The sequence below is a fragment of the Modestobacter sp. SSW1-42 genome, from assembly GCF_046635825.1.
Taxonomy (GTDB): Bacteria; Actinomycetota; Actinomycetes; order Mycobacteriales; family Geodermatophilaceae; genus Modestobacter.
The window spans coordinates 323,283-343,110 of sequence record NZ_JBISCA010000001.1; the positions used below are offsets into that span (position 1 = coordinate 323,283).

At 74.7% G+C, this 19,828-nt stretch carries 16 protein-coding genes; 5 read left to right on the plus strand and 11 right to left on the minus strand.

Translation table 11 applies throughout. The features are described 5' to 3' along the window. The first annotated feature begins 46 nt into the window (after positions 1 to 46). The gene (locus ACGBYP_RS01625) at positions 47 to 1,042 is read left to right on the plus strand and encodes a LacI family DNA-binding transcriptional regulator (protein ID WP_411581521.1); all 996 of its coding nucleotides are present in this window, start codon (positions 47 to 49) and stop codon (positions 1,040 to 1,042) included. Between the two features lie 2 nt (positions 1,043 to 1,044). Here ACGBYP_RS01625 and ACGBYP_RS01630 read toward each other — a convergent pair whose 3' ends face one another. The 6 genes from ACGBYP_RS01630 to ACGBYP_RS01655 all read right to left on the minus strand — a co-directional run bounded on the left by ACGBYP_RS01630 (position 1,045) and on the right by ACGBYP_RS01655 (position 7,764). Beyond that, positions 1,045 to 1,935, minus strand: coding sequence for an aldose 1-epimerase family protein (locus ACGBYP_RS01630; RefSeq protein ID WP_411581522.1), 891 nt, complete (start codon positions 1,933 to 1,935; stop codon positions 1,045 to 1,047). Then, on the minus strand, positions 1,932 to 2,936 hold the full coding sequence (locus tag ACGBYP_RS01635; protein ID WP_411581523.1) for an ABC transporter permease: 1,005 nt from the start codon (positions 2,934 to 2,936) through the stop codon (positions 1,932 to 1,934). Before ACGBYP_RS01635 ends, ACGBYP_RS01630 begins: the two co-directional genes overlap by 4 nt. Further along, positions 2,933 to 3,961 carry an ABC transporter permease gene (locus tag ACGBYP_RS01640; RefSeq protein WP_411581524.1) on the minus strand — a complete coding sequence of 343 codons (1,029 nt, stop codon included), beginning with the start codon at positions 3,959 to 3,961 and terminating at the stop codon, positions 2,933 to 2,935. Before ACGBYP_RS01640 ends, ACGBYP_RS01635 begins: the two co-directional genes overlap by 4 nt. Further along, a complete protein-coding gene (locus ACGBYP_RS01645) occupies positions 3,954 to 5,606 on the minus strand; it encodes a sugar ABC transporter ATP-binding protein (RefSeq protein ID WP_411581525.1) in 1,653 nt (550 codons plus the stop codon). Before ACGBYP_RS01645 ends, ACGBYP_RS01640 begins: the two co-directional genes overlap by 8 nt. A gap of 93 nt (positions 5,607 to 5,699) precedes the next feature. Next, a complete protein-coding gene (locus tag ACGBYP_RS01650; protein ID WP_411581526.1) occupies positions 5,700 to 6,803 on the minus strand; it encodes an ABC transporter substrate-binding protein in 1,104 nt (367 codons plus the stop codon). Between the two features lie 178 nt (positions 6,804 to 6,981). Continuing rightward, the gene (locus tag ACGBYP_RS01655; protein ID WP_411581527.1) at positions 6,982 to 7,764 is read right to left on the minus strand and encodes a DeoR/GlpR family DNA-binding transcription regulator; all 783 of its coding nucleotides are present in this window, start codon (positions 7,762 to 7,764) and stop codon (positions 6,982 to 6,984) included. 369 nt (positions 7,765 to 8,133) lie between these two features. On the opposite strand from ACGBYP_RS01655, the gene ACGBYP_RS01660 reads away from it, so the two are divergent. After that, positions 8,134 to 9,816, plus strand: coding sequence for a lytic murein transglycosylase (locus ACGBYP_RS01660; protein WP_411581528.1), 1,683 nt, complete (start codon positions 8,134 to 8,136; stop codon positions 9,814 to 9,816). A 10-nt stretch (positions 9,817 to 9,826) separates the two neighbouring features. Next, positions 9,827 to 10,432 (plus strand): class I SAM-dependent methyltransferase, encoded by a 606-nt coding sequence (locus tag ACGBYP_RS01665; protein WP_411581529.1) that lies wholly within the window; start codon positions 9,827 to 9,829, stop codon positions 10,430 to 10,432. Between the two features lie 9 nt (positions 10,433 to 10,441). Here the strand turns inward: ACGBYP_RS01665 and ACGBYP_RS01670 are convergent, their stop codons facing one another. The 5 genes from ACGBYP_RS01670 to ACGBYP_RS01690 all read right to left on the minus strand — a co-directional run bounded on the left by ACGBYP_RS01670 (position 10,442) and on the right by ACGBYP_RS01690 (position 17,157). After that, complete coding sequence (locus ACGBYP_RS01670; RefSeq protein ID WP_411581530.1) at positions 10,442 to 11,692, minus strand: Cache 3/Cache 2 fusion domain-containing protein; 1,251 nt, start codon at positions 11,690 to 11,692, stop codon at positions 10,442 to 10,444. Between the two features lie 177 nt (positions 11,693 to 11,869). Then, complete coding sequence (locus ACGBYP_RS01675) at positions 11,870 to 12,265, minus strand: PPOX class F420-dependent oxidoreductase (protein WP_411581531.1); 396 nt, start codon at positions 12,263 to 12,265, stop codon at positions 11,870 to 11,872. A 25-nt stretch (positions 12,266 to 12,290) separates the two neighbouring features. After that, positions 12,291 to 13,250, minus strand: a complete 960-nt coding sequence (locus ACGBYP_RS01680) for an anti-sigma factor RsbA family regulatory protein (protein WP_411581532.1) — start codon at positions 13,248 to 13,250, stop codon at positions 12,291 to 12,293. 113 nt (positions 13,251 to 13,363) lie between these two features. Continuing rightward, entirely contained in the window at positions 13,364 to 15,463 is a 2,100-nt protein-coding gene (locus tag ACGBYP_RS01685) for a SpoIIE family protein phosphatase (protein ID WP_411581533.1), read from the minus strand. A gap of 116 nt (positions 15,464 to 15,579) precedes the next feature. Continuing rightward, the gene (locus tag ACGBYP_RS01690) at positions 15,580 to 17,157 is read right to left on the minus strand and encodes an MFS transporter (protein ID WP_411581534.1); all 1,578 of its coding nucleotides are present in this window, start codon (positions 17,155 to 17,157) and stop codon (positions 15,580 to 15,582) included. Positions 17,158 to 17,306: 149 nt separating this feature from the next. Here ACGBYP_RS01690 and ACGBYP_RS01695 point away from each other — a divergent pair, with 149 nt between their 5' ends. Together ACGBYP_RS01695 and ACGBYP_RS01700 are read left to right on the plus strand one after the other, a co-directional pair. Continuing rightward, positions 17,307 to 18,083 carry an SDR family NAD(P)-dependent oxidoreductase gene (locus ACGBYP_RS01695; protein ID WP_411581535.1) on the plus strand — a complete coding sequence of 259 codons (777 nt, stop codon included), beginning with the start codon at positions 17,307 to 17,309 and terminating at the stop codon, positions 18,081 to 18,083. Positions 18,084 to 18,164: 81 nt separating this feature from the next. Continuing rightward, positions 18,165 to 19,802: an APC family permease gene (locus ACGBYP_RS01700; protein WP_411581536.1), complete on the plus strand. Its 1,638-nt coding sequence runs from the start codon at positions 18,165 to 18,167 to the stop codon at positions 19,800 to 19,802. Positions 19,803 to 19,828 lie beyond the last annotated feature (26 nt).

Genomic DNA, 19,828 nt, shown 5'->3' on the forward strand with positions numbered 1-19,828 from the left:
AAGAGGTAGCGTCGAGAAAGTCGGGACGACCTCGGGAGGGGACGAGATGGTGCGGCTGAGCGACGTCGCGGTGCACGCGGGCGTCTCGGTGCGCACGGTCTCCAACGTGGTCAACGACTTCCGCCACGTCGCCCCGGACACCCGGGCCCGCGTGCAGGCCAGCATCGACGCGCTGGGCTACCGGCCCAACATGGCCGCCCGGAACCTGCGCCGCGGCCGCACGGGGCTGCTCGCCCTCGTCGTCCCCGAGATCGACTCGCCCTACTTCTCCGACCTGGCCGCGCGCACCGTGCGGATCGCCGAGGCCGAGGGCTGGACGGTGCTCATCGACCAGACCGACGGCGACCCGGCCCGCGAGCGCAGCCTGCTCCACGGCGAGCGCAGCCAGCTCGTCGACGGCGTCGTCTTCAGCCCCTGGTCGGTGCCGGCGCAGGAGCTGGCCAGCCGGTCCGACGCCACCCCGATCGTGCTGCTCGGCGAGCACGAGGGCGCGCCCCCGGTCGACCACGTGGTCATCGACAACGTGCGCGCCGCCGAGGAGGCCGTCGGGCACCTGGCCGCCCGCGGCCGCACCGCCATCGCCGCGATCGGCGTCCGGCCCACGCTGGGCAACGCGACGGCCCACCAGCGCCTGCTCGGGCACCGCCGGGCCCTGGCTGCCGCCGGGATGGAGCAGCGTCCCGACCGCGAGGCCGCCGTCGGCTCGCTGCACCGCGACGAGGGGCACCGGGCGATGACCGAGCTGCTGGACTCGACCGAGCCGCCGGACGCCGTCTTCTGCTTCAGCGACCAGCTGGCCCTCGGTGCGCTGCGGGCGGTGGTGGACGCCGGCCTGCGGGTGCCGCACGACGTCGCCGTCGTCGGCTTCGACGACATCGAGGACGGCCGGTACTCCGTCCCGCGGCTGACCACCGTCTCCCCGGACCGCGACCAGATCGCCACGCTGGCGCTGCAGGTGCTGCGCGCCCGGCTGGCCGGCGACGACACCCCCGCCCGGGTGCACACCGCCGGCCACCGCCTGGTGGTCCGCGAGAGCAGCTGAGCTCAGCTCGCGCGCACGCCCCACGCCGCGCCCCAGCGCGCGCCCGGCTCGAGGACGAGCAGGTCGCGGCCGGTGTTGAAGGCGTCCGGCCCGCAGGTCATCGCCTCCACGGCCAGCGCGTGCCGGTACCGCTCCGACCCCGGCGGGAAGTAGTCGGAGGTGTAGACCTGCCACCAGCCGAACGCCGGGTCCGCCCACACCTCGACCGCCCGGTCGCCGCCGCTCACCCGCGCCCGGTCGCCGGTGACGTCGGTGAACGCGGTGTCCAGCGACCGCCCGCGCAGTGCAGCCCCCGCGCGGAAGTCCCGGGCACCACCGTCGACCGGGTGCAGCGCCACCGGCCGCAGCCGGTCGTCGGTCTCCAGCCAGCTCGCCGCCGGCAGGATCAGCTGCAGGTCGTCGACCCCGCATCCGGGCAGCACGACGTAGGGGTGCACCGCGACCCCGAAGGGCGCGGCCTCCCAGCCGGTGTTGACCACGCTGATCGCGCAGCGCAGACCGTCGGCGCCCACCGACCAGCGCACGGCCAGGTCCAGGGCGAACGGGTAGCCCGGCTGCGGCTCGACCGAGACCCCCAGCTCCACGGCGTCCTCGGTGCGCTCGAGCAGCTGCCAGGCGGAGAAGGCGACCAGCCCGTGCAGCGCGCAGCCGGAGGACGCCTCGTTGACCGGGAGCTCCAGCTCCTGCCCGGCCCAGCTCCAGCGCCCGTCGGGGACGCGGTTGGGCCACGGCGCGAGCACCAGGCCGTGGTAGGCCGAGGCCACCTCGCGCTCGCCGAGCGCGTCGACGACCGGGACGCCGTCGACGCGGTAGCCGCGCACGCCGGCGCCGGTGCGGCCGATGACCGCCTCGTGCCCGCCCGACCGGATCGTCCAGCTGGTCACGCCGGTCATCTGCGGACCGTCCCGGCGAGGTAGCGCTGCAGGACGACGACGGCGAGCAGGATGCCGCCGCTGACCAGGTCCTGCCAGTTGGAGTTCAGCGAGCCGACCTGGTTGATCACGTTGGCGATGACCTGCAGCAGCAGGACGCCGACCAGCGTGCCGAACACGGTGCCGGCGCCACCGGCCAGCAGGGTGCCGCCCAGCACGACCGCGGAGATCGCCTGCAGCTCGGTGCCCACGCCGATGATCGCCACGCCCGAGGAGGTGTAGCTGGCGATGAGCACGCCGGCGAACCCGGCCAGCAGGCCGCTGGCGGTGTAGGTGATCACCTTGGTGCGCGCGACGGGGAGGCCCATCAGGTCCGCAGCGTCCTCCTGGCCACCGATCGCCAGCACGGTCGGGCCGAACGACGTGCGGTGCAGCACCAGGGCGCCGAGGCCGAAGAACACCACCACGATCCAGATCGGGTACGGGATGCCCAGCAGGCTGCCCTGCGCCAGGTTCCGGAAGGCGCTGTCGGCGGGCACCTTGTTGACCGTGGCGCCCTCGTCGCTGATGAACAGCAGCAGACCGCGGGCGAAGAGCAGCCCGGCGAGAGTCACGATGAAGGGCGCCAGCTTGCCGTAGGCGATCACCAGACCCTGGACCAGGCCGATCGCCCCGCACACCGCCAGCGGCAGCACGACCGCGGCGAGCGTGTTGTACTCCTGCGCCGCCCAGGCCGCGAGCACGCCGCCGAGGGCGAACACCGAGCCGACCGACAGGTCGATGCCCCCGGTGAAGATCACGAAGGTCATGCCCAGGGCGATGACGGCCAGGAACGAGGCCTGCAGGCCGATCGACCGGATGTTGGCGCCGGTCGCGAACGCGTCGAACTGGAAGCTGGCCACCAGGCACAGCACGACCAGGACGGCGAGCGCGCCCTGCCGCTGCACCCGCTGGACGAACTTCAGCCGGCGCGCGGTGACGTCGGTGCCGGCGGCCTGGGGAGTGCTCTCGATGGTGCTCATGCGCGCGACCTCCGCCGCTTCCGGGTGCCCACCTGGGCGTACACGGCCAGGACGACGATGACCGCCTGCACCATCTGGGCGACGGAGTTGGTGATGTCGTGGGCGACGAGGGTGTAGGTGATCAGCTGCATCAGCAGCGCACCGGCCACCGTGCCCAGCACCCGCACCTGGCCGCCGGTCAGCGGCGTGCCGCCGACGACCACCGCGGTGATCGCGGTCAGCTCGACCAGCCGGCCCAGCTGGGTCGGGTCGCTGGCCTGGTTGCGCGCCACGAGCAGCACGCCGGCCAGGGCGGCCAGCAGCCCGGAGATCACGTAGACCGTGGTCAGCACCCGCTTGACCGGCAGCCCGGCGAGCTGGGAGGCCCGGGCGTTGCCGCCGATGGCCACCAGCTGGCGCCCGAACGTCGTCCGGGACATCAGCACCCAGACCAGCACCGCGACGACGACCGCCACCAGCACGACCCACGGGATGCCGAACAGGTCGCCGCTGCCCAGCTCGCGGAAGCCGGGGTCGCGGATGCTCTTGATCTGCCCGCCGAAGATGTTGGCCAGGCCGCGCAGGCCGACCATGATCGCCAGCGTCGCGATGATCGGCTGCACGCCGATCCGGGCGACCACGCTGCCGGCCAGTGCGCCGGAGAGCACGCCGGCGATCAGCCCGACCGAGATCGCGCCGAGCGTGCCGTAGCCGATGTAGAGCGGGATGACCGCTGCGGTCATCGCCATGACCGCACCGACCGACAGGTCGATGCCGCCGGTGCCGATGACCATCGCCATGCCGAGGCTGACCACGATGATCGGGGCCACCTGCACCATCTGCAGGCGCAGCGACCCGGTGCTGGCGAAGTTCGGCGTGATGACCAGGTTGACCACGACCAGCGCGACCAGGCCGAGGTAGACGCCGTTGCGGCGGAACCACTCGCCGTCCAGCCGGCGCCGGGACGCCGGGGCGTCCGCGCCGGGCGGGGACGCCGGTGGGGAAGCGGGCGCGGTGCCCGCTGCGGTCGCGGTGTGCTCAGCCACGGTGGTCCCCCTCCGGGGCGGTGGGGCGGGAGCCGGCGGCGTGCGCGCCGGTGCTGGTGCCGGTGGGGGCCTCGGTGTGGGCCTCGTCGGGGATGCCGCCGGCGAGCACCCGCAGGAGCTCGGCGGAGGTGAGCCGGTCGCCGTCCAGCTCGCCGGAGACGGCGCCGTCGTGCAGGACGACGACGCGGTCGCTGCCCTCGACGAGTTCGTCCATCTCGCTGGAGACCAGCACCACGGCCAGGCCCTGGTCGGCGAGCTCGTCGATCAGGCCCTGCACCTCGCGCTTGGCGCCGACGTCGATGCCGCGGGTGGGCTCGTCGAGCAGGAAGACCTTGGGCTCGGTGGCCAGCCACCGGGCGATGAGGACCTTCTGCTGGTTGCCGCCGGACAGCTCGCGCACCTTCTGGCGGGGGCTGGAGGCCTTGATCCGCAGCCGGCGCATGAACGTGTCGACGAGGGCGTCGATCCGGGCGTCGGAGACCATCCCGCCGCGGGCCATCTTCGGCAGCACGGCCAGCGCGATGTTGTCGCGCACCGACATGTCCGGGATGATCCCCTCGGCCTTGCGGTCCTCCGACAGCAGGGCGATCCCGGCGCGCAGCGACCGGCTCACCGAGCCGGCCTTCACCCGCTGCCCGCCGACCGTCACGTCGGCTGCGCTGGTGGCCAGGTCGCCGTAGATGGCCTTGAGCGTCTCGCTGCGGCCCGAGCCCAGCAGCCCGCCCAGGCCCACGACCTCACCGGGCCGGGCGGTGAGCCCGACGCCGCGCAGCCGGTTGGGGACGTCGACCCCGGACACCGCCAGCAGCGGCGCGTCGCCCTGGGCGTGCGAGGCGCCGAAGTCCGTCGTCCCCTCGGCGCGGACGTCGCTGACCTCGCGGCCGAGCATGAGGGAGACCAGGCGGACGCGCTCGAGGTCGGCCATCGGGCCGGTGTGCACGGCCCGGCCGTCGCGCAGGACGGTCACCGTGTCGCACAGCGCCCACAGCTCGTCGAGGCGGTGGGAGACGAAGACCAGCCCGACGCCGGAGGCGGCCAGGGTGCGGGCGACGCCGAAGAGCGTCTCGACCTCGCGCACCTCCAGCGAGGACGTCGGCTCGTCCATGATCACGACCCGGGCGTCGATGGAGACGGCGCGGGCCAGGGCGACCATCTGCTGCACGCCCAGGCCCAGCGAGCCGAGCTCGGCGCGGACGTCGACCTCGATGCCCAGCCGCTGCACCAGCTCGGCGGCCTGCCGGTTGAGGCTGCGGGTGTCGACCAGGCCGAAGCGGCGGGGCTCGCGGCCGAGGTAGATGTTCTGCGCCACGGTGAGCAGCGGGACGAGGTTGATCTCCTGGTAGATCGTGGAGATCCCGGCGTCCTGGGCGTCGGCGGGGCGGCCGAAGGACACCGGGTCGCCGAGGAAGCGCACCTCGCCGGCGTCGGCGGCGTGCACGCCGGTGAGCACCTTGATGAAGGTGGACTTGCCGGCGCCGTTCTCGCCCACGAGGGCGTGGATCGAGCCGGGCTCGAGGGTGAAGTCGACCCCGCGCAGGGCGTGCACCCCGGCGAAGGACTTGGTCACCCCCGAGACGCTGAGCAGGGGGCCGTCGTGCGGCCGGCCCGGAGGACGGCCGGGGGCGGTGGAGAGGGGGTGGGACACCGGACTCCTCGTCGAGCGGTGTTGAGCCGGCGCCCCCGTCCGCGGGGGACGGGGGCGCCGGTCAGGTGGGGCGGGGCCGACCCAGGGCTGGGGTCAGAACGCGTTGGCGAGCTCGGCCTCGGCGTTGTCGGGGCCGTACTCGTCGTCCTCGATGATGATGTCCTCGGGGATCTCCTTGCCGTCCATGAAGTCCTGGAGGGTGGAGAACGCCAGCGGGCCGAAGCGCGGGTTGGACTCGATGACGGCGTTGTACTGGCCGTCGACGATCGCCTGCACGGCGTTGCGGGTGCCGTCGATGGACACGATCTTGACGTCGGTGCCCGGCTGCTTGCCGGCGCTCAGCACGGCCTGCACCGCGCCCAGGCCCATCTCGTCGTTCTCGGCGTAGATGGCGTTGATGTCCGGGTTGGACTGCAGCAGCTGCTCGGCGACCGACTGGCCCTTGGCCCGCTCGAAGTCACCGGTCTGCTGGGCGACGATCTCCAGCTCGGGGTGCTCGGCCGCGACCTGGTCGACGAACCCGGAGGTGCGCAGGTCGGTGACGTTGTTGCCCGAGGAGCCCAGCAGGATGGCGACCTTGGCCGGTCCGCCGGTGGCCTCGGCCATCGCGTCGGCGGCGCGCTTGCCCTGCTCCTCGAAGTCCGAGCCGATGAAGGCCAGGTAGTCCGAGCACGCGGTGTTGGTGACCTTGCGGTCGATGGTCAGCACCGGCACGCCCTTGGCCTTGGCCGCGGCGAGCGCCGGGTCCAGGCCGTCGGAGTTGACCGGGGCGACGATGAGGGCCTGGGCGCCCTGGTTGAGCAGGTCCTGGATGTCGGAGATCTGCTTGGTCAGCTGCGCGTTGGCGTTGGTGACCAGCAGCTCGCCGACGCCGATCTTGGCGGCCTCGTCCTTGATGGACTGGGTCTCGGCGGCGCGGAAGGCGGCCGTGTCGGGCTCGGACTGCGAGAACCCGACCTTGGCGCCCTTGAGGTCGATCGCCTCCAGGCCGTACTTCTCCAGCGTGCAGCCCTCGCCGGCGGGGGCGCTGGCCGAGCGGGTGGTCTGTGCGCCGCCGTCCCCGGCCGAACCCGCGGCTGCGGGGGTCTCGGTCTCGCCGCTGTTGGCGCAGCCGGTCAGCGCGAGCGCAGCGGCGGCACCGGCGACGAGGAGGCGCGACGGGCGCGGTGCGCGCCGTCGGGCGGTGATGGGTGTCATGTCGAACTCCCTTGCTAGGCGTCGTTGCCTGGGTGCGGGCCCGCAGTCCCGCTCATCCGGATCGAACAGGATCGGACATTTGAGCGCAAGGAAGATCACATCACGGTCTTGCAACGTCGCATGCCCCGGGGGTCCCCCGCGCCCGTCCGGACCCCGGTCGCCCGGACGTCCGTGCAGCTCAGGGCGTTGGGAGGGGGGCGATCACCAGCCGGCCGGTGCGCGCGGACAGCTCCCGCTGCCCGACGTCGGGCAGGCCGGAGTCGGTGATCAGCACGTCGACCTCGTCGAGGGCGGCCATGCTGCACAGCCCCACGACCCGCCACTTCGAGGAGTCTGCGACGACGGCGACCTGGCGGGCGGAGGCCAGCAGCGCCCGGTTGGTCTCGCCCTCGACGAGGTTGGGCGTGGTCAGCCCGGCCTCCTCGTCCATGCCGTGCACGCCCAGGAACAGCCAGTCGACGTGCAGCACGCGCAGCGCCGCGACCGCGACCGGGCCCACGAGCGCGTCCGACGGGGTGCGCTCGCCGCCGGTGAGCACGACCGTCTGGTCCTCCCGGGCGTTGTCGTGCAGCAGCCGGGCGGCGGGCAGCGAGTTGGTGACGACGGTGAGCCCGGGGACGCCCAGCAACGCCTCGGCCACCGCGAAGGTCGTGGTGCCGGCCGACAGCGCGACCGAGTCGCCGGGCTGCACGAGGCCCGCGGCCACCCGCGCGATGGCGCGCTTCTCCACCAGCGCCATCGCCGACTTGGCCTGGAAGCCGGGCTCGTCGGCGCTGCGCCCGTCCAGCGCGGTGGCGCCGCCGTGCACCCGGGCCACCAGCCCGCGGTCGGCGAGGGTGGCGATGTCACGGCGCACGGTCATCTCCGAGACGCCGAGCAGCCCCACCAGCTCCGAGACGCGGGCGCCACCGTGCGCCCGGACCGCCTCGAGGATCCGTTCCTGTCGTTGTCGCGCGAGCACCAGCACCCCTCCCGGCGGGACCGCACACCTGGTGGCGCGGCGGTGGCCGCGCACCGGCGTGCCCCTCGATCATGGTCCCGCGCTGTCGTGTTCCGGAACCCCGTGGCCCCCGTGCGGGTGGCCGCCGGGCCGGACCCGCCGGTGGCGGCCGAGAGTTCACCCCGGGCCATGGCGCTGACGGTTCGCTCGGCTTACGGTCGACATCGTCCCGTCGTCGTGTGCGCCAGCTCACCGCGCGCGGCCCGGGACGACCGCACGGTGGACGCTCCGGGGGGAACACAGGGTGCCTGAGTCAATGCCGCACGACGATCGCAAGGCTGCCGCGTGACCGGGCGCCACCGCCGGGGCGGACGGCCTGGTCAGGGCGTCGTGCTGACCGCGGGCCTGACGACGGCGCTGGTCGCGCTGCTGCCCGGCGCCTCCGCGGCCCCGACGGTCGGCGCCGCCGGCGCGCCGGTGTCGGAGGGTGGCTCCACGAGCACCGCGGTGCCGTCGGTCGACCGGCTGTCGTTCCATGCCGCCGACCCCGACCTGCTGGCCTCGCCCGTGCTCGAGGGCGCCGCGCTGCAGGAGGCGGCCGCCTCCTCGGCCGCTCCGGGGGGAGCCGCGCCCGGCACCACCGCGCCCGGCTCGCCGGACGCCGCGCGGTCGTCGCTCGCAACCGGCGGCATCCCCACGACCGCGATGGAGGCGTACACCCGCGCGGCCGAGCTGGCCGACTGCGGCATCAGCTGGACGCTCATCGCGGCGATCGGCCGGGTCGAGTCCGACCACGGCCGGTTCGCCGGGGCGGTGCTGTCGACCGACGGGCTCTCCACGCCCCCGATCGTGGGCATCCCGCTCACCGGCAACGGCACCGCGCGCATCCTCGACTCCGACGGAGGGCGCTTCGACGGCGACACGGTGCACGACCGCGCCGTCGGGCCGATGCAGTTCATCCCGACGACGTGGGCGGTCTACGGCGCCGACGGCAACGGCGACGGCCGCCGCGACCCGTTCAACATCAACGACGCGGCCGCCGCGACCGGGAAGTACCTCTGCGCCGCCGGCGGCGACCTGAGCACCCAGTCCGGCCGCGCCCGCGCGGTGTTCGCCTACAACCACTCCGACGAGTACGTGGCCAGCGTCCTGGGCCTGGCCGCCACCTACGCCGGCACCCCGCCGCCGCGCGTCCCGACGACCGCCGGCCCCGCGCCGACCGTGCCGCCGGCCGACCCGGCCCGGCCCCCGGCGATCGGGCAGGGCCCGGTGGAGGCGCCGCGGCCGCCTCGCGGGACGTCGGCGCCCACCGCGCCGTCCTCGCGTCCGGCGGAGACCCCCGGCCCGGACCTGGTCGCCCAGCCGGCTCCGGACACCCGGACGCCGGCCCCGGACGCAACGCCCAGCCCGGAGCCGCCGCCTGCTCCGCCGGCCCCGGACGTGACGCCGAGCCCGGAGCCGCCGCCGACGCCCGGACCGGGGACGACCCCCGCTCCGGAGCCGGAGCCCACCCCGACGCCGACCCCGGAGCCCATCCCGACGCCGACGCCGACTCCGGAGCCGACCCCGACGCCGACTCCGGAGCCGACCCCGACGCCGACTCCGGAGCCGACCCCGACGCCGACTCCGGAGCCGACCCCGACGCCGACTCCGGAGCCGGAGCCGGAGCCCACTCCAACGCCGGAGCCCACGCCGACGCCGACGCCGACGCCGACGCCGACGCCGACGCCTGAGCCCAGCCCGGCCCCGCCGACCGACTCCTGCGAGCCGGCCGCGGAGACGACCGTCGACGTCCTCGACGGGACCGGTGACCCGGCGCTGGCCGAGACGGTCGCGCAGCAGCTGCGGGACGGCGGGCTGACCGTCGGCACCGTGACCCCCGGCGAGGCCGCCACCTCCGGCATCGAGTTCGCCGAGGCCGACCGGGAGCGGGCGGAGCGGCTGGCGGAGGTGCTGGGCGCCACCGGCCTGCTGCGGGCCGGTGCCGGTGCGCACGTGACCCTGGTGCTCGGCGCCGACGACTCCGCCGCCCTGGTCGAGGCGGTCCGGGCGTTCACCGGCCTGCCCTGCTGAGGCAGCGGTCGTGAGCGGTTCGGACGGCGGTGCCCGGGACACCCAGGCGTTCTTCGGCGCCCGGGCCGCCGGGTGGGAGGAGCGCTTCCCCGACGACGGGCCGCGGTTCGCCCGCGCGGTCGCCGAGCTCGGGGTGCGCCCCGGGGACGCCGTCCTGGACGCCGCCTGCGGCACCGGCCGGGCGCTGCCGGCGCTGCGCGCGGCGACCGGCCCGGGCGGCACCGTGGTCGCGGTCGACCTGACCGCCGAGATGCTCGCCGAGGCCGCCGCCCGGGGCCGTTCCGCGCTGGCCGGGCTGGTGCGCGGCGACGTCCACGCCCTGCCGTTCGCCGCGGGCACGTTCGACGCCGTCCTCGCCGCGGGCCTGGTCTCGCACCTGGCCGAACCCGAGGCCGGGCTGCGCGAGCTGGGCCGGGTCGCCGCCCACGGGGCCCGGCTGGCGCTGTTCTCGCCGATCGGCCGGGAGGCGCTGGCCCGCCGGCACGGCTCCGCGTTGCGCCCGGACGACGTGCGCGGTCAGCCGCGGATCAGCGCGCTGCTGAGCCGGGCCGGCTGGACCGCGACGCTGGTCGACGACGCCGAGGACCGCTGGCTGGTGCTCGCCGTCCGCCAGTGAGCGGCGGGCTCAGCCCAGGGACTCGGTCGGCAGCCCGACGTAGAGCATGCCGACCAGTGCGCCGTCGGGGGCGTGCACGCCGGCGTAGGCAGTGAAGTACGGCTTGCCGGCCACGGTCGCCGGGCCGGTGTAGAGCTGCCCGGCCAGCACAGCGGTGAGCACCGGGTTGCGGGTGCCGTCGGCGTTGACCGGGGCGATGAAGGTGCCGATGTTGCGCCGACCGGCGGCGGTGACGACGGTGGTGGCCGCGCGGACCATGGCCCCGGCGTCGTCCAGCCGCTGGAACAGTGTGCAGGTGCCGCCCACCTGGGCGACGACGTCGTCGACCAGCGGGGCCGGGCGGCGCGGGTCGTCGACCCAGGCCAGCGGCGTCCCGCCGAGGAGCAGCTCGGGCAGGTCGGCGCGCGAGCTGGTGGAGGTCGCCTGGTCGGTGACGCTGGTGGAGCGGGTGCTCGAGCCCAGCGACAGGCCGCCGGCGTCGTCGAGCAGGTCCTGGGCGAGGGTGAGCGCGCGGCGCACGTAGGCCAGCCGCTGGCTGTCGGCCAGCTCGGCCACCGCCCGGCTGATCCGGGCCGAGCCGCTGGCCGCGCGGTCGACGTTGTCCACGACCCGGTCGGTGGCCGCGCGCTGCTGCTCGACGGCGGCGGCGATGGCGTCCTGGGCGTCGGCGATCGAGCCGAGGGTGCCGCTGATCCGCTGGATGGCGCTGACCGCCTGGCGGGTCTCGGACTGGACGGCCTCGATCTGCGCGCCGATGTCCTCGGCCGCCTGGGCGGTGCGGCTGGCCAGTTGCTTGACCTCGTCGGCGACGACGGCGAAGCCCCGGCCGACGTCACCGGCGCGGGCGGCCTCGACGTAGGCGTTGAGGGCGAGGAAACGGCTCTGCTGGCTGATGGCGGAGATCAGCCGCACCATCTCGGTGATCGACTCGCTGGCCTGCTGGAGGGCGGCGATCCGCTCGTCGACGGCGCGGGCGTCGCGCACGGCGTCCTCGGCGATCGAGGAGGCACGGCTGGTGCTGGCGGAGATGTCGGTGATGGCCGACCGCAGCTCGGTCAGCGACTCCGCGGCCTGCTGCGAGGTGTCCGAGACCTCCCGGCTGGCCTGGGTGAGCACGCCGGCCTGCTGGGCGGCGTGCTCGAGGCTGGCGTCCTGCTCGACCTTGCGGCGCGGGCGGGGGACCGGCGGCGCGGCGGGCTGCGGGACGGCGGCGGTGCCGACTGCGCCCACCGCGGTGTTGCCCTTGCTCGACCAGCCCACGACTCGACTCCTCCTCCGGACGCGCACCGTCCCCCGTGCCACGTACCGGCCGGGTCCGGCCGGTCGGGCAGCAGTACGCGGCACGATGCTAGGTGCCGGACGGTCGTGGACCGGAAGATGCGCCGTGACGCGCCGCACTGATCACAGCACGCACAGCCGTCCCGGCCGCACCGGGAGTCAGCCCTGCGGCGAGCTGATCCGGTCGGCGGCGATGCGCACCGTCAGCCGCACCTGGTCGCGGCCGCCGTACCAGGGGTAGGGGCCACCGATGTACTTCTGCGCGAGCCGGTCGATGTGCTCGGCGGCGCCGTCGGGGCTGATCGAGACGACCCGGCCGCGCACCGCGTAGTAGCTGGAGACGTCGTCGGGGTCGGCGACGTTGAGCGCCACCCGCGGGTCGCGCTCCATGTTCCGCACCTTCTGGAACCCGGCCACGGTGTTGACCAGGACGTGCGTGCCGTCGGTGTCGACCCAGGTCTGGGTCAGCTGCGGCGAGCCGTCGGGCATCGTCGTGGCCAGGAAGCACGGGCTCGGCCGGCGGAGCAGGTCCAGCAGCCTCTCGGGCAGGTCCACGCAGGTCGCCTCTCGGTCGGGTGGGTCAGTGCAGGGACGTCGTCAGGCGCACGGTGAGCCCGCCGCCGTCGTCGATGACGTCGACGTGGTCGCACAGCTGGCGGGCCAGCCACAGGCCCATCCCGCCCCGGGAGAGGTCCTCGCCGTGGGCCGGGCCGTAGCCGGCGAACGGCTCGTCCATGCCGGTGCCGCCGTCGCTGATCCGGCACACCACCCGGTCGGGGCCGGCCCACAACCGCAGGGTGACCGGCGGGCCGCCGTGGCGGACCGCGTTGGAGCTCATCTCGTCGATGGCCAGGTGCAGGTCCTCGAGCAGGTCGTGGTCGCCGCCCAGCCCGGCGAGCACCCCGGCCACCGCGCGGCGCAGCCCGCTGAACTCGCGGACGTCGTCGACGCGCAGCAGCGGTGCGGTGTCCTCCAGCGGCTCGACCGGCACCGGCAGCGACCGCAGGAAGTCGGCCGGGTCGACGAAGCGCGGGTTCGCGCTGCGCCCGGCGGGGGTGTGCACGAACGGGTGGGTGCGCAGGCCGGTGGTGATCAGCTCGTCGGCGAGCCGGCCGGTGTCGTAGGCGCACAGCCCCCACAGCGGCAGCGGCGCGAGCGCCTCGTTGACCACGGCCTCGTAGCGCTGCCACTCCAGCCAGTCGCGCGGCGTCGTCCCGAAGTCGGTCTCGCCGACCACGCGCACCCGGGTGCTCCCGGCGGCGACCTGCTGCTCGACCAGGCGCCGCACCGTGGTCAGGGCGGTGGGCGTGCGGATCCGGTACACCTCGCTGCGCGGGATCACCACCACCCGCTCGTCGTCGTCCAGCGCCTCCCGGAGCAGGGCGCAGGAGGCGTCGCCGGTGGCGATGACCGCGGACTCGCCGGCATCGAGCCCGGCCCGCAGGAACGGGACGGCGGCGGCCACGAGCTCGTCGGGCGAGTCGTGCAGCAGCAGCTCGTGCACGTGCGTGGAGGAGGTCCGCTCGGTCGTCGCGGGCACGGGGGATCTCCCTCCGGTCGATGGGGTCCGACCTGTGCCGGGGCGTGCCCACGGTAGGCCGAACGCGCTCGGGTCGCTGGTCGGGGTGGGCCCGGTTCCCCGGGCTGCCCCGCTCACGGGGTCCCCGGGTCGGGCGGGACGCCGTCGGGCACCCGGTTGGGGCCGGCCTCGGGCGGGCGCGGGCGGTCCTGCGGGTGCAGGCGCACCGCCACCAGGGCGACGTCGTCCTCGGGCTTGCCGTCGACCAGCCGCTCGATCAGCTCGTCGCACAGCTGCTGCAGCGGCAGGGCGGCCAGGTCGGTCAGCGAGGCGCGCAGCCGGTGGAGCCCGGTGTCCAGGTCGGCGTCCCGGCGCTCGATCAGGCCGTCGGTGTACAGCAGCACCGTGCTCCCGCGGTCGAGGGTGACCACGTTCTCGGTGCGGGTCACCGAGGAGTCGACCCCCAGCAGCAGGTCGGCCTTCCAGTCGGCCAGCACGGTGGTGCTGCCATCGGGGTTGAGCGCCAGGGGCGGCAGGTGCCCGGCGTTGGCCCACACCATCCGGGTGACGCCGCGGGACCGTTCGTCGGGGGTCTGCTCGAACCGCGCCACGGCGGCGGTGGCCAGGGTGTCCAGCTGCAGCACCGTCATCGCCGAGTCCAGCCCGCGCAGCACCTCCGCCGGCCCGGCGTCGCTGTAGGCGGCGATCCCGCGCAGGACGCTGCGCACCTGGCCCATCGCCGCGGCGGCGGCGGTGTCGTGGCCGACGACGTCCCCGATGACCAGCATGGTGGCGCCGTTGGGCTGCAGGAACGCGTCGTACCAGTCGCCGCCCACCCGGGCCGCCTCGGCGGCGGGCATGTAGCGCACCACGATCTCCGCGTGGTCGGGCTCCGGCGGCTCGGTGAGCATGCTGCGCTGCAGCGTCTCGGCCATCTGCTGCTGCTGGCCGAACAGCCGGGCGTTGTCCCACGCCAGCCCGGCCCGGTCGGCGACGTCCTGGGCGACCGAGACGTCCTCGGGGGTGGGCACGTGGCCGGCGGAGAAGAACAGCGTGAGCAGGCCCAGGGTCCGGCCGCGGGCGCGCAGCGGCAGCGCGACCTCGGTCTTGGGCGCCAGCAGGCTCAGCAGCTCCTTGGCCCGCCCCGGGGGGAGCAGCTCGAGCACCTCGTCGCCGGAGAACGTCACCGCCTCGTTGGCGTGCAGCGCCCGGCCCACCGGGGCGGTGAGCGGCATGGCGTCCAGCCGCACCTCGGCGTACCGCTCGAGCAGGGCCCGGCCCGCGGGGTCCTCGTGCCAGCTGCCGACGTCACGCGGGTGCCCGTCGTCGTCGACGACGGTGAGGATGCAGTAGTCGGCCAGCGCGGGGACGACGAGCCGGGGCAGGCGCGCGGTGGCCGCCTGGACGTCGAGCGTGCCGGCCAGCTCGGTGCTGACCCGGGCCAGCAGGGTGAGCCGGCGGGTGGCCAGCTCGGCCCGCTCCTGCGCCGCGCGGCGCTGGGTGACCTCGATGAAGTAGACCGACAGCCCGTCGGGCGTGGGCCAGGCGCGCACCTCGTACCAGCCGTCCAGCGGTGCCGGGTAGTGCGCGTCGAAGGAGATCGGCTGGCCGTGCTCGACGGCCCGCCGGTAGTTCTCCTCGAACACGCTGTCGGCGGTGCCGGGGAAGGCGTCCCACACCTGCTTGCCCAGCAGCTCCTCGCGGCTGTGGCCCAGCAGCCGCTCGGCGTGGGCGTTGACGTGGACGAAGCGCCAGTCGTGGTCCAGGGAGTAGAAGCCGGCCGGCATCGCCTCCAGCAGGCGGGTGACCCGCGCTTCGCCGGCCACCTCGGCGGTGACGTCGTAGGCGACGCCGATCACCCGGATGGCCGTCCCGTCCGGGCCGGGCAGCGCCCGGCCCCGGGCGGAGATCCAGCGCGTCTCCCCGTCGGGCAGCACGATCCGGTAGTCGGCCTCGTACTCGCCCACGGAGTCGATGGCGCCGGTCAGGGCGTCGGTGACCCGGGGCAGGTCGTCGGGGTGCAGCCGGGCGTTGAAGGCGTCGATGCTGCGGCCGAAGGTCTCCGGCGCGTAGCCGAACAGCGCGATCAGCCGCTCGTCCCACAGCAGCCGGCCGGTGCGCAGGTCCCAGTCGAAGGTCCCGATCCCGGCCGCGTCGACCGCGAGCTGGGCCCGGACCCGGGCGCCCTCGAGGTCGGTGCCCTCGAGGCCGCCGACGTCCGACGGCTCCGCCACGGCTGACCTCCACGTCCGGGCCGGCGTCCTGCCGGGGTCCACTGCCGGTTGCCCAGTGTGGTCGACCGTGGTCGCGCCGCAACGGGCGGGGTGGAGCCGGAACGCGTCGTCCCCGGTCACCACAGGGCGGTGACCGGGGACGACGGTGGTGCGCAGTGCCCGGACGGGACCGGCGCGCCGCGGTGGCTGACCGGGTTCGGTCCGCTGGGGATGACCAGCAGGCTGAGCACCGCGCCCAGCAGGAAGACCCCGGCCGAGACGAGGAACGCCCGGGTCTCACCGGCGACCGCGGCCTCGGCCAGCGCGGCCGGCGTCTGGCCGTTGGCCCGCACGTAGGAGGCGGTGACCGTGGCGGCGATCGTGTTCAGCAGGGCGGTGCCCAGGGCGCCGCCGACCTGCTGGCCGGTGTTGACCAGCGCCGAGGCCACCCCCGCGTCCGCCGGCTGGGTGCCGGAGGTCGCGGTGTTGAAGCACGAGGCGAAGATCAGGCCCATGCCCAGGCCCATCACGAACAGGGCCGGCAGGACGTGGGCGAGGTAGCCGCTGTCGGCCTCCAGCCGCCACAGGTAGACCAGCCCGGCCGCGCCGAGCAGCTGCCCGGCGGTGATCAGGAAGCGCGGGCCGATCCTCGGCAGCAGCCGGGGCACGACCACCGTGGAGCTGGTGATGATGCCGGCGACGAAGGGCAGGAAGGCGAACCCGCTGCGGAGCGGGCTGAACCCCTTGGTCTGCTGCAGGAAGTAGGTGAGGAAGAGGAAGACGGCGAACATGCCGATCGCGGCCAGCCCGATCGCCAGGTAGGCGCCGCCGCGGCGCCGGTCCAGCACGACCCGCAGCGGGAGCAGCGGGTGGGCGACCCGCTGCTGGATCAGCACGAAGGCCACCAGCAGCAGCACCGGGACCACGATCAGGGTGATCGTCACCGGGTCCGACCAGCCCTCCTGCTCGGCGCGGGCGAAGGCGTAGACCAGGCCCGACAGACCCAGGACGGCGGTGACGACACCGGGGACGTCCAGGTGGACGCCCGACGCCGGGGCGACCTTGCGGATGAACCGCAGCGCGCCGAGCCCGGCGACGACGGCGATCGGCACGTTCACGTAGAGGCACCAGCGCCAGCTGAGGTACTCGGTGAGCACCCCGCCCAGCAGCAGCCCGATGGCGGCGCCGGCGCCGGCGATCGCGCCGAAGATGCCGAAGGCCTTGCCGCGCTCCCTCGGGTCGCTGAAGGTGGTGGTGAGCAGCGAGAGCGCCGCCGGGGCGAGCAGCGCGCCGAACGCGCCCTGCAGCGCGCGGGCGGCGACCAGCAGGCCGAACCCGGTGGCCGCGCCCCCCAGCGCCGAGGCGACGGCGAAGCCGGCCAGGCCGATCATCAGGGTGCGGCGGCGGCCGAAGAGGTCGGCGAGGCGGCCGCCGAGGAGCAGCAGGCCACCGAAGGCCAGCGAGTAGGCGGTGACGACCCACTGGCGGTCGGCGTCGGAGAACCCGAGGCCGGCCTGCGCGCTGGGCAGCGCGATGTTCACGATCGTGGCGTCGAGGACGACCATCAGCTGGGCCAGGCCCAGCGTGGCCAGGGTCCACCAGCGGCGTCCGTGGTCGTGGTCGGCCCGGGCGGCCGCGGCGGCCTTCGCCTCTGCGGTCTGCTCGGGTCCGGTGGTGGGTGCGCCCGTGCTGGGCGGGGGAGCGGGATGGGACACGGTGGTCTCCGGCATCGACGAGCGGGGAGTGGACGGGCGCGTCGTCGCGCCGGCGTGCGAACGCCTGGGCTCAGCGTGCCCCAGGTGATTGCTCGGTGCACGCAACCAACTCGGGTGTCGGGCTGTTCCCGGCGGGGGAGAAGCGGTCCATGACCTCTGCTGCGACGTTCGACTTCTCCGGCTCCGTCGTCCTGGTGACGGGAGGCGGGAGCGGCATCGGGCTGGCGATCACCCGGGCCTTCCTGGACGCCGGCGCCACCGTCGCGGTCACCGGACGGCGCGCCGACCGGCTGGAGCAGGCGCTGGCCGGTGCCCCCGGCGAGCGCACCGCCGCCGTCCCGGCCGACGTCTCCGACCCGGCGCAGGTGGCCGGGCTGGTCGAGCAGGTGGTGCAGCGCTTCGGCCGACTGGACGTCGTGGTCAGCAACGCCGCCGGCTACGAGGCCGGGCCGGTCACCGAGCTCGCCGACGACGCGTGGGAGCGGCTGCGGGCCACCAACGTGGACGCGTTCTTCCACCTGGCCAAGCACGCGCTGCCGCACCTGGCCACCAGCGGCGGGTCGCTGGTCGCGGTCTCCTCGGTCTCCGGCGAGCGCGGCGACTGGGGACAGGCGGCCTACAACGCCACCAAGGCCGCGATCAGCAACTTCGTCCGCTCGCTCGCGCTGGACTGGGGCGCGCAGGGCGTACGGCTCAACGCCGTTGCGCCGGCGTTCACCCTCACCGACCTCACCGAGGGCGTCGGCCGGGACGAGGCGTCGCTGGCGCCGTTCGTGGACAGGATCGCGCTAGGCCGGCCGGGGGAGCCCGAGGACGTCGCCCCCGCGGTGCTCTTCTTGGCCAGTGACGCCGCCCGCTACGTCACCGGCGTCGTCCTGCCCGTCGACGGCGGCACCACCGCCTCGACCGGCCAGCCGCACGTGTGACCGGCCCGGTCGCCCCCCGTCCGGCGGTGGGCCACCCACCTGTGCGATAACCGTGTGCATGAACGCGCGCACGGCTCCGGCATGACCGCTTCGTCCCCGGCGCCGCTCGCGCCTCCCCGGGTGGAGGGCGAGGCCGTCGACAAGGGCCTCAAGCGGGGCGCCCTCGGGCTCGTCTCCTCGATCGTCCTCGGCGTCTCCTCGACGGCCCCGGCCTACGCCCTGGCCGCGACGCTCGGCTTCGTCGTCATCGCCGTCGGGGTCAAGGCGCCGGCGATCATGCTGCTGGCCTTCGTGCCGATGTGGCTGATCGCGGTCGCCTACGCCGAGTTGAACAAGCGCGAGCCCGACTGCGGGACGACGTTCACCTGGGCCGCGCGGGCCTTCGGTCCGCGCACCGGGTGGATGGGCGGCTGGGGGATCATCGCCGCCGACGTCATCGTCATGGCGAACCTGGCCCAGATCGCCGGCGCCTACAGCTACCGGCTGGTGGGCCTGGACTCCCTGGCCGAGAGCACGCTGTGGACCACCGTCGCCGGCGTCGTGTGGATCGCGCTGATGACCTGGATCTGCTACCGGGGCATCGAGCCCACGGCCCGCACGCAGAACGTCCTGCTCACCGTCGAGGTCGTCGTCCTCGTCGCCTTCGCCGTCTACGCGCTGGTGCGGGTCTACGGCGGGACGGCGCCGGCGGGCTCGCTCACGCCCTCGCTGTCGTGGCTGGTGCCCTCGGGCATCAGCTGGACGGCGATGACCGAGGCCGTGCTGCTGGCGATCTTCATCTACTGGGGCTGGGACTCCGCGGTCGCGGTCAACGAGGAGACCGCCAACCCGACCCGCTCGCCCGGCCGCGCCGCGATCATCTCCACGGTCCTGCTGGTGGGCATCTACACGGTCGTCTCGGTGGCCACCGTCGCCTTCGCCGGCGTCGGCACCGAGGGCCTGGGGCTGGGCAACGAGGCCAACGCCGACGACGTGTTCAACGCGCTGGGCCCGGCGGTGTTCGGTGACGGCGCGCTCGGCCGGGTCTTCGAGGCGCTGCTGATCGTCTCGGTGCTCACCTCGGCGGCGGCCTGCACCCAGACCACGATCCTGCCGACCGCCCGCGGGTCGCTGTCGATGGCCGCCTACGGCGCGCTGCCCAAGAGCTTCGCCCGCATCCACCCGCGGTACCTCACCCCGACGGTCTCCACGGTCTGGATGGGCCTGGTCTCGATCGCCTTCTACGTCGGGCTGACCCTGGTCAGCGAGAACGTGCTGATCGACTCGATCACCGCCACCGGCATGCTCATCGCCTTCTACTACGGGCTCACCGGCTTCGCCTGCGCCTGGGAGTTCCGCCGGTCGCTGCGCTCGGTGCGCGACGTGCTGATGCGCTGCGTGCTGCCGGGCCTGGGCGGGCTGTTCATGCTCGTGGTCTTCGTGCTGGCCTGCATCGAGTACGCCGACCCCGAGTACGGCGAGACGGTCTTCCACGGCGTCGGTGGGGTGTTCGTCATCGGCGTCGGGGCGCTGCTGCTGGGCGTGCTGCTGATGCTGGCCTGGAACGTGGCCGCGCCGGCCTTCTTCCGCGGTCGGACGATGCTGCACGGCACCGGCGACCTGCTGCTGGAGGCCGCCCCGCCGACCGTCGCGCTGCCGGACTCCAACGAGGCCACGGTGATCGCCCCCGACCGGTCCAACCTGCCCCCGGGACGCGAGCCCTTCGACCCCCGCGGCTGACCCCCGACGGTGATCAGGTGACCTGA

Coding starts and splice junctions, on each gene's coding strand:
- ACGBYP_RS01625 (WP_411581521.1), top strand. CDS start 47: ATGGTGCGGCTGAGCGACGTCGCGGTGCACGCGGGCGTCTCGGTGCGC.
- ACGBYP_RS01630 (WP_411581522.1), bottom strand. CDS start 1,935: ATGACCGGCGTGACCAGCTGGACGATCCGGTCGGGCGGGCACGAGGCG.
- ACGBYP_RS01635 (WP_411581523.1), bottom strand. CDS start 2,936: ATGAGCACCATCGAGAGCACTCCCCAGGCCGCCGGCACCGACGTCACC.
- ACGBYP_RS01650 (WP_411581526.1), bottom strand. CDS start 6,803: ATGACACCCATCACCGCCCGACGGCGCGCACCGCGCCCGTCGCGCCTC.
- ACGBYP_RS01695 (WP_411581535.1), top strand. CDS start 17,307: ATGACCTCTGCTGCGACGTTCGACTTCTCCGGCTCCGTCGTCCTGGTG.
- ACGBYP_RS01700 (WP_411581536.1), top strand. CDS start 18,165: ATGACCGCTTCGTCCCCGGCGCCGCTCGCGCCTCCCCGGGTGGAGGGC.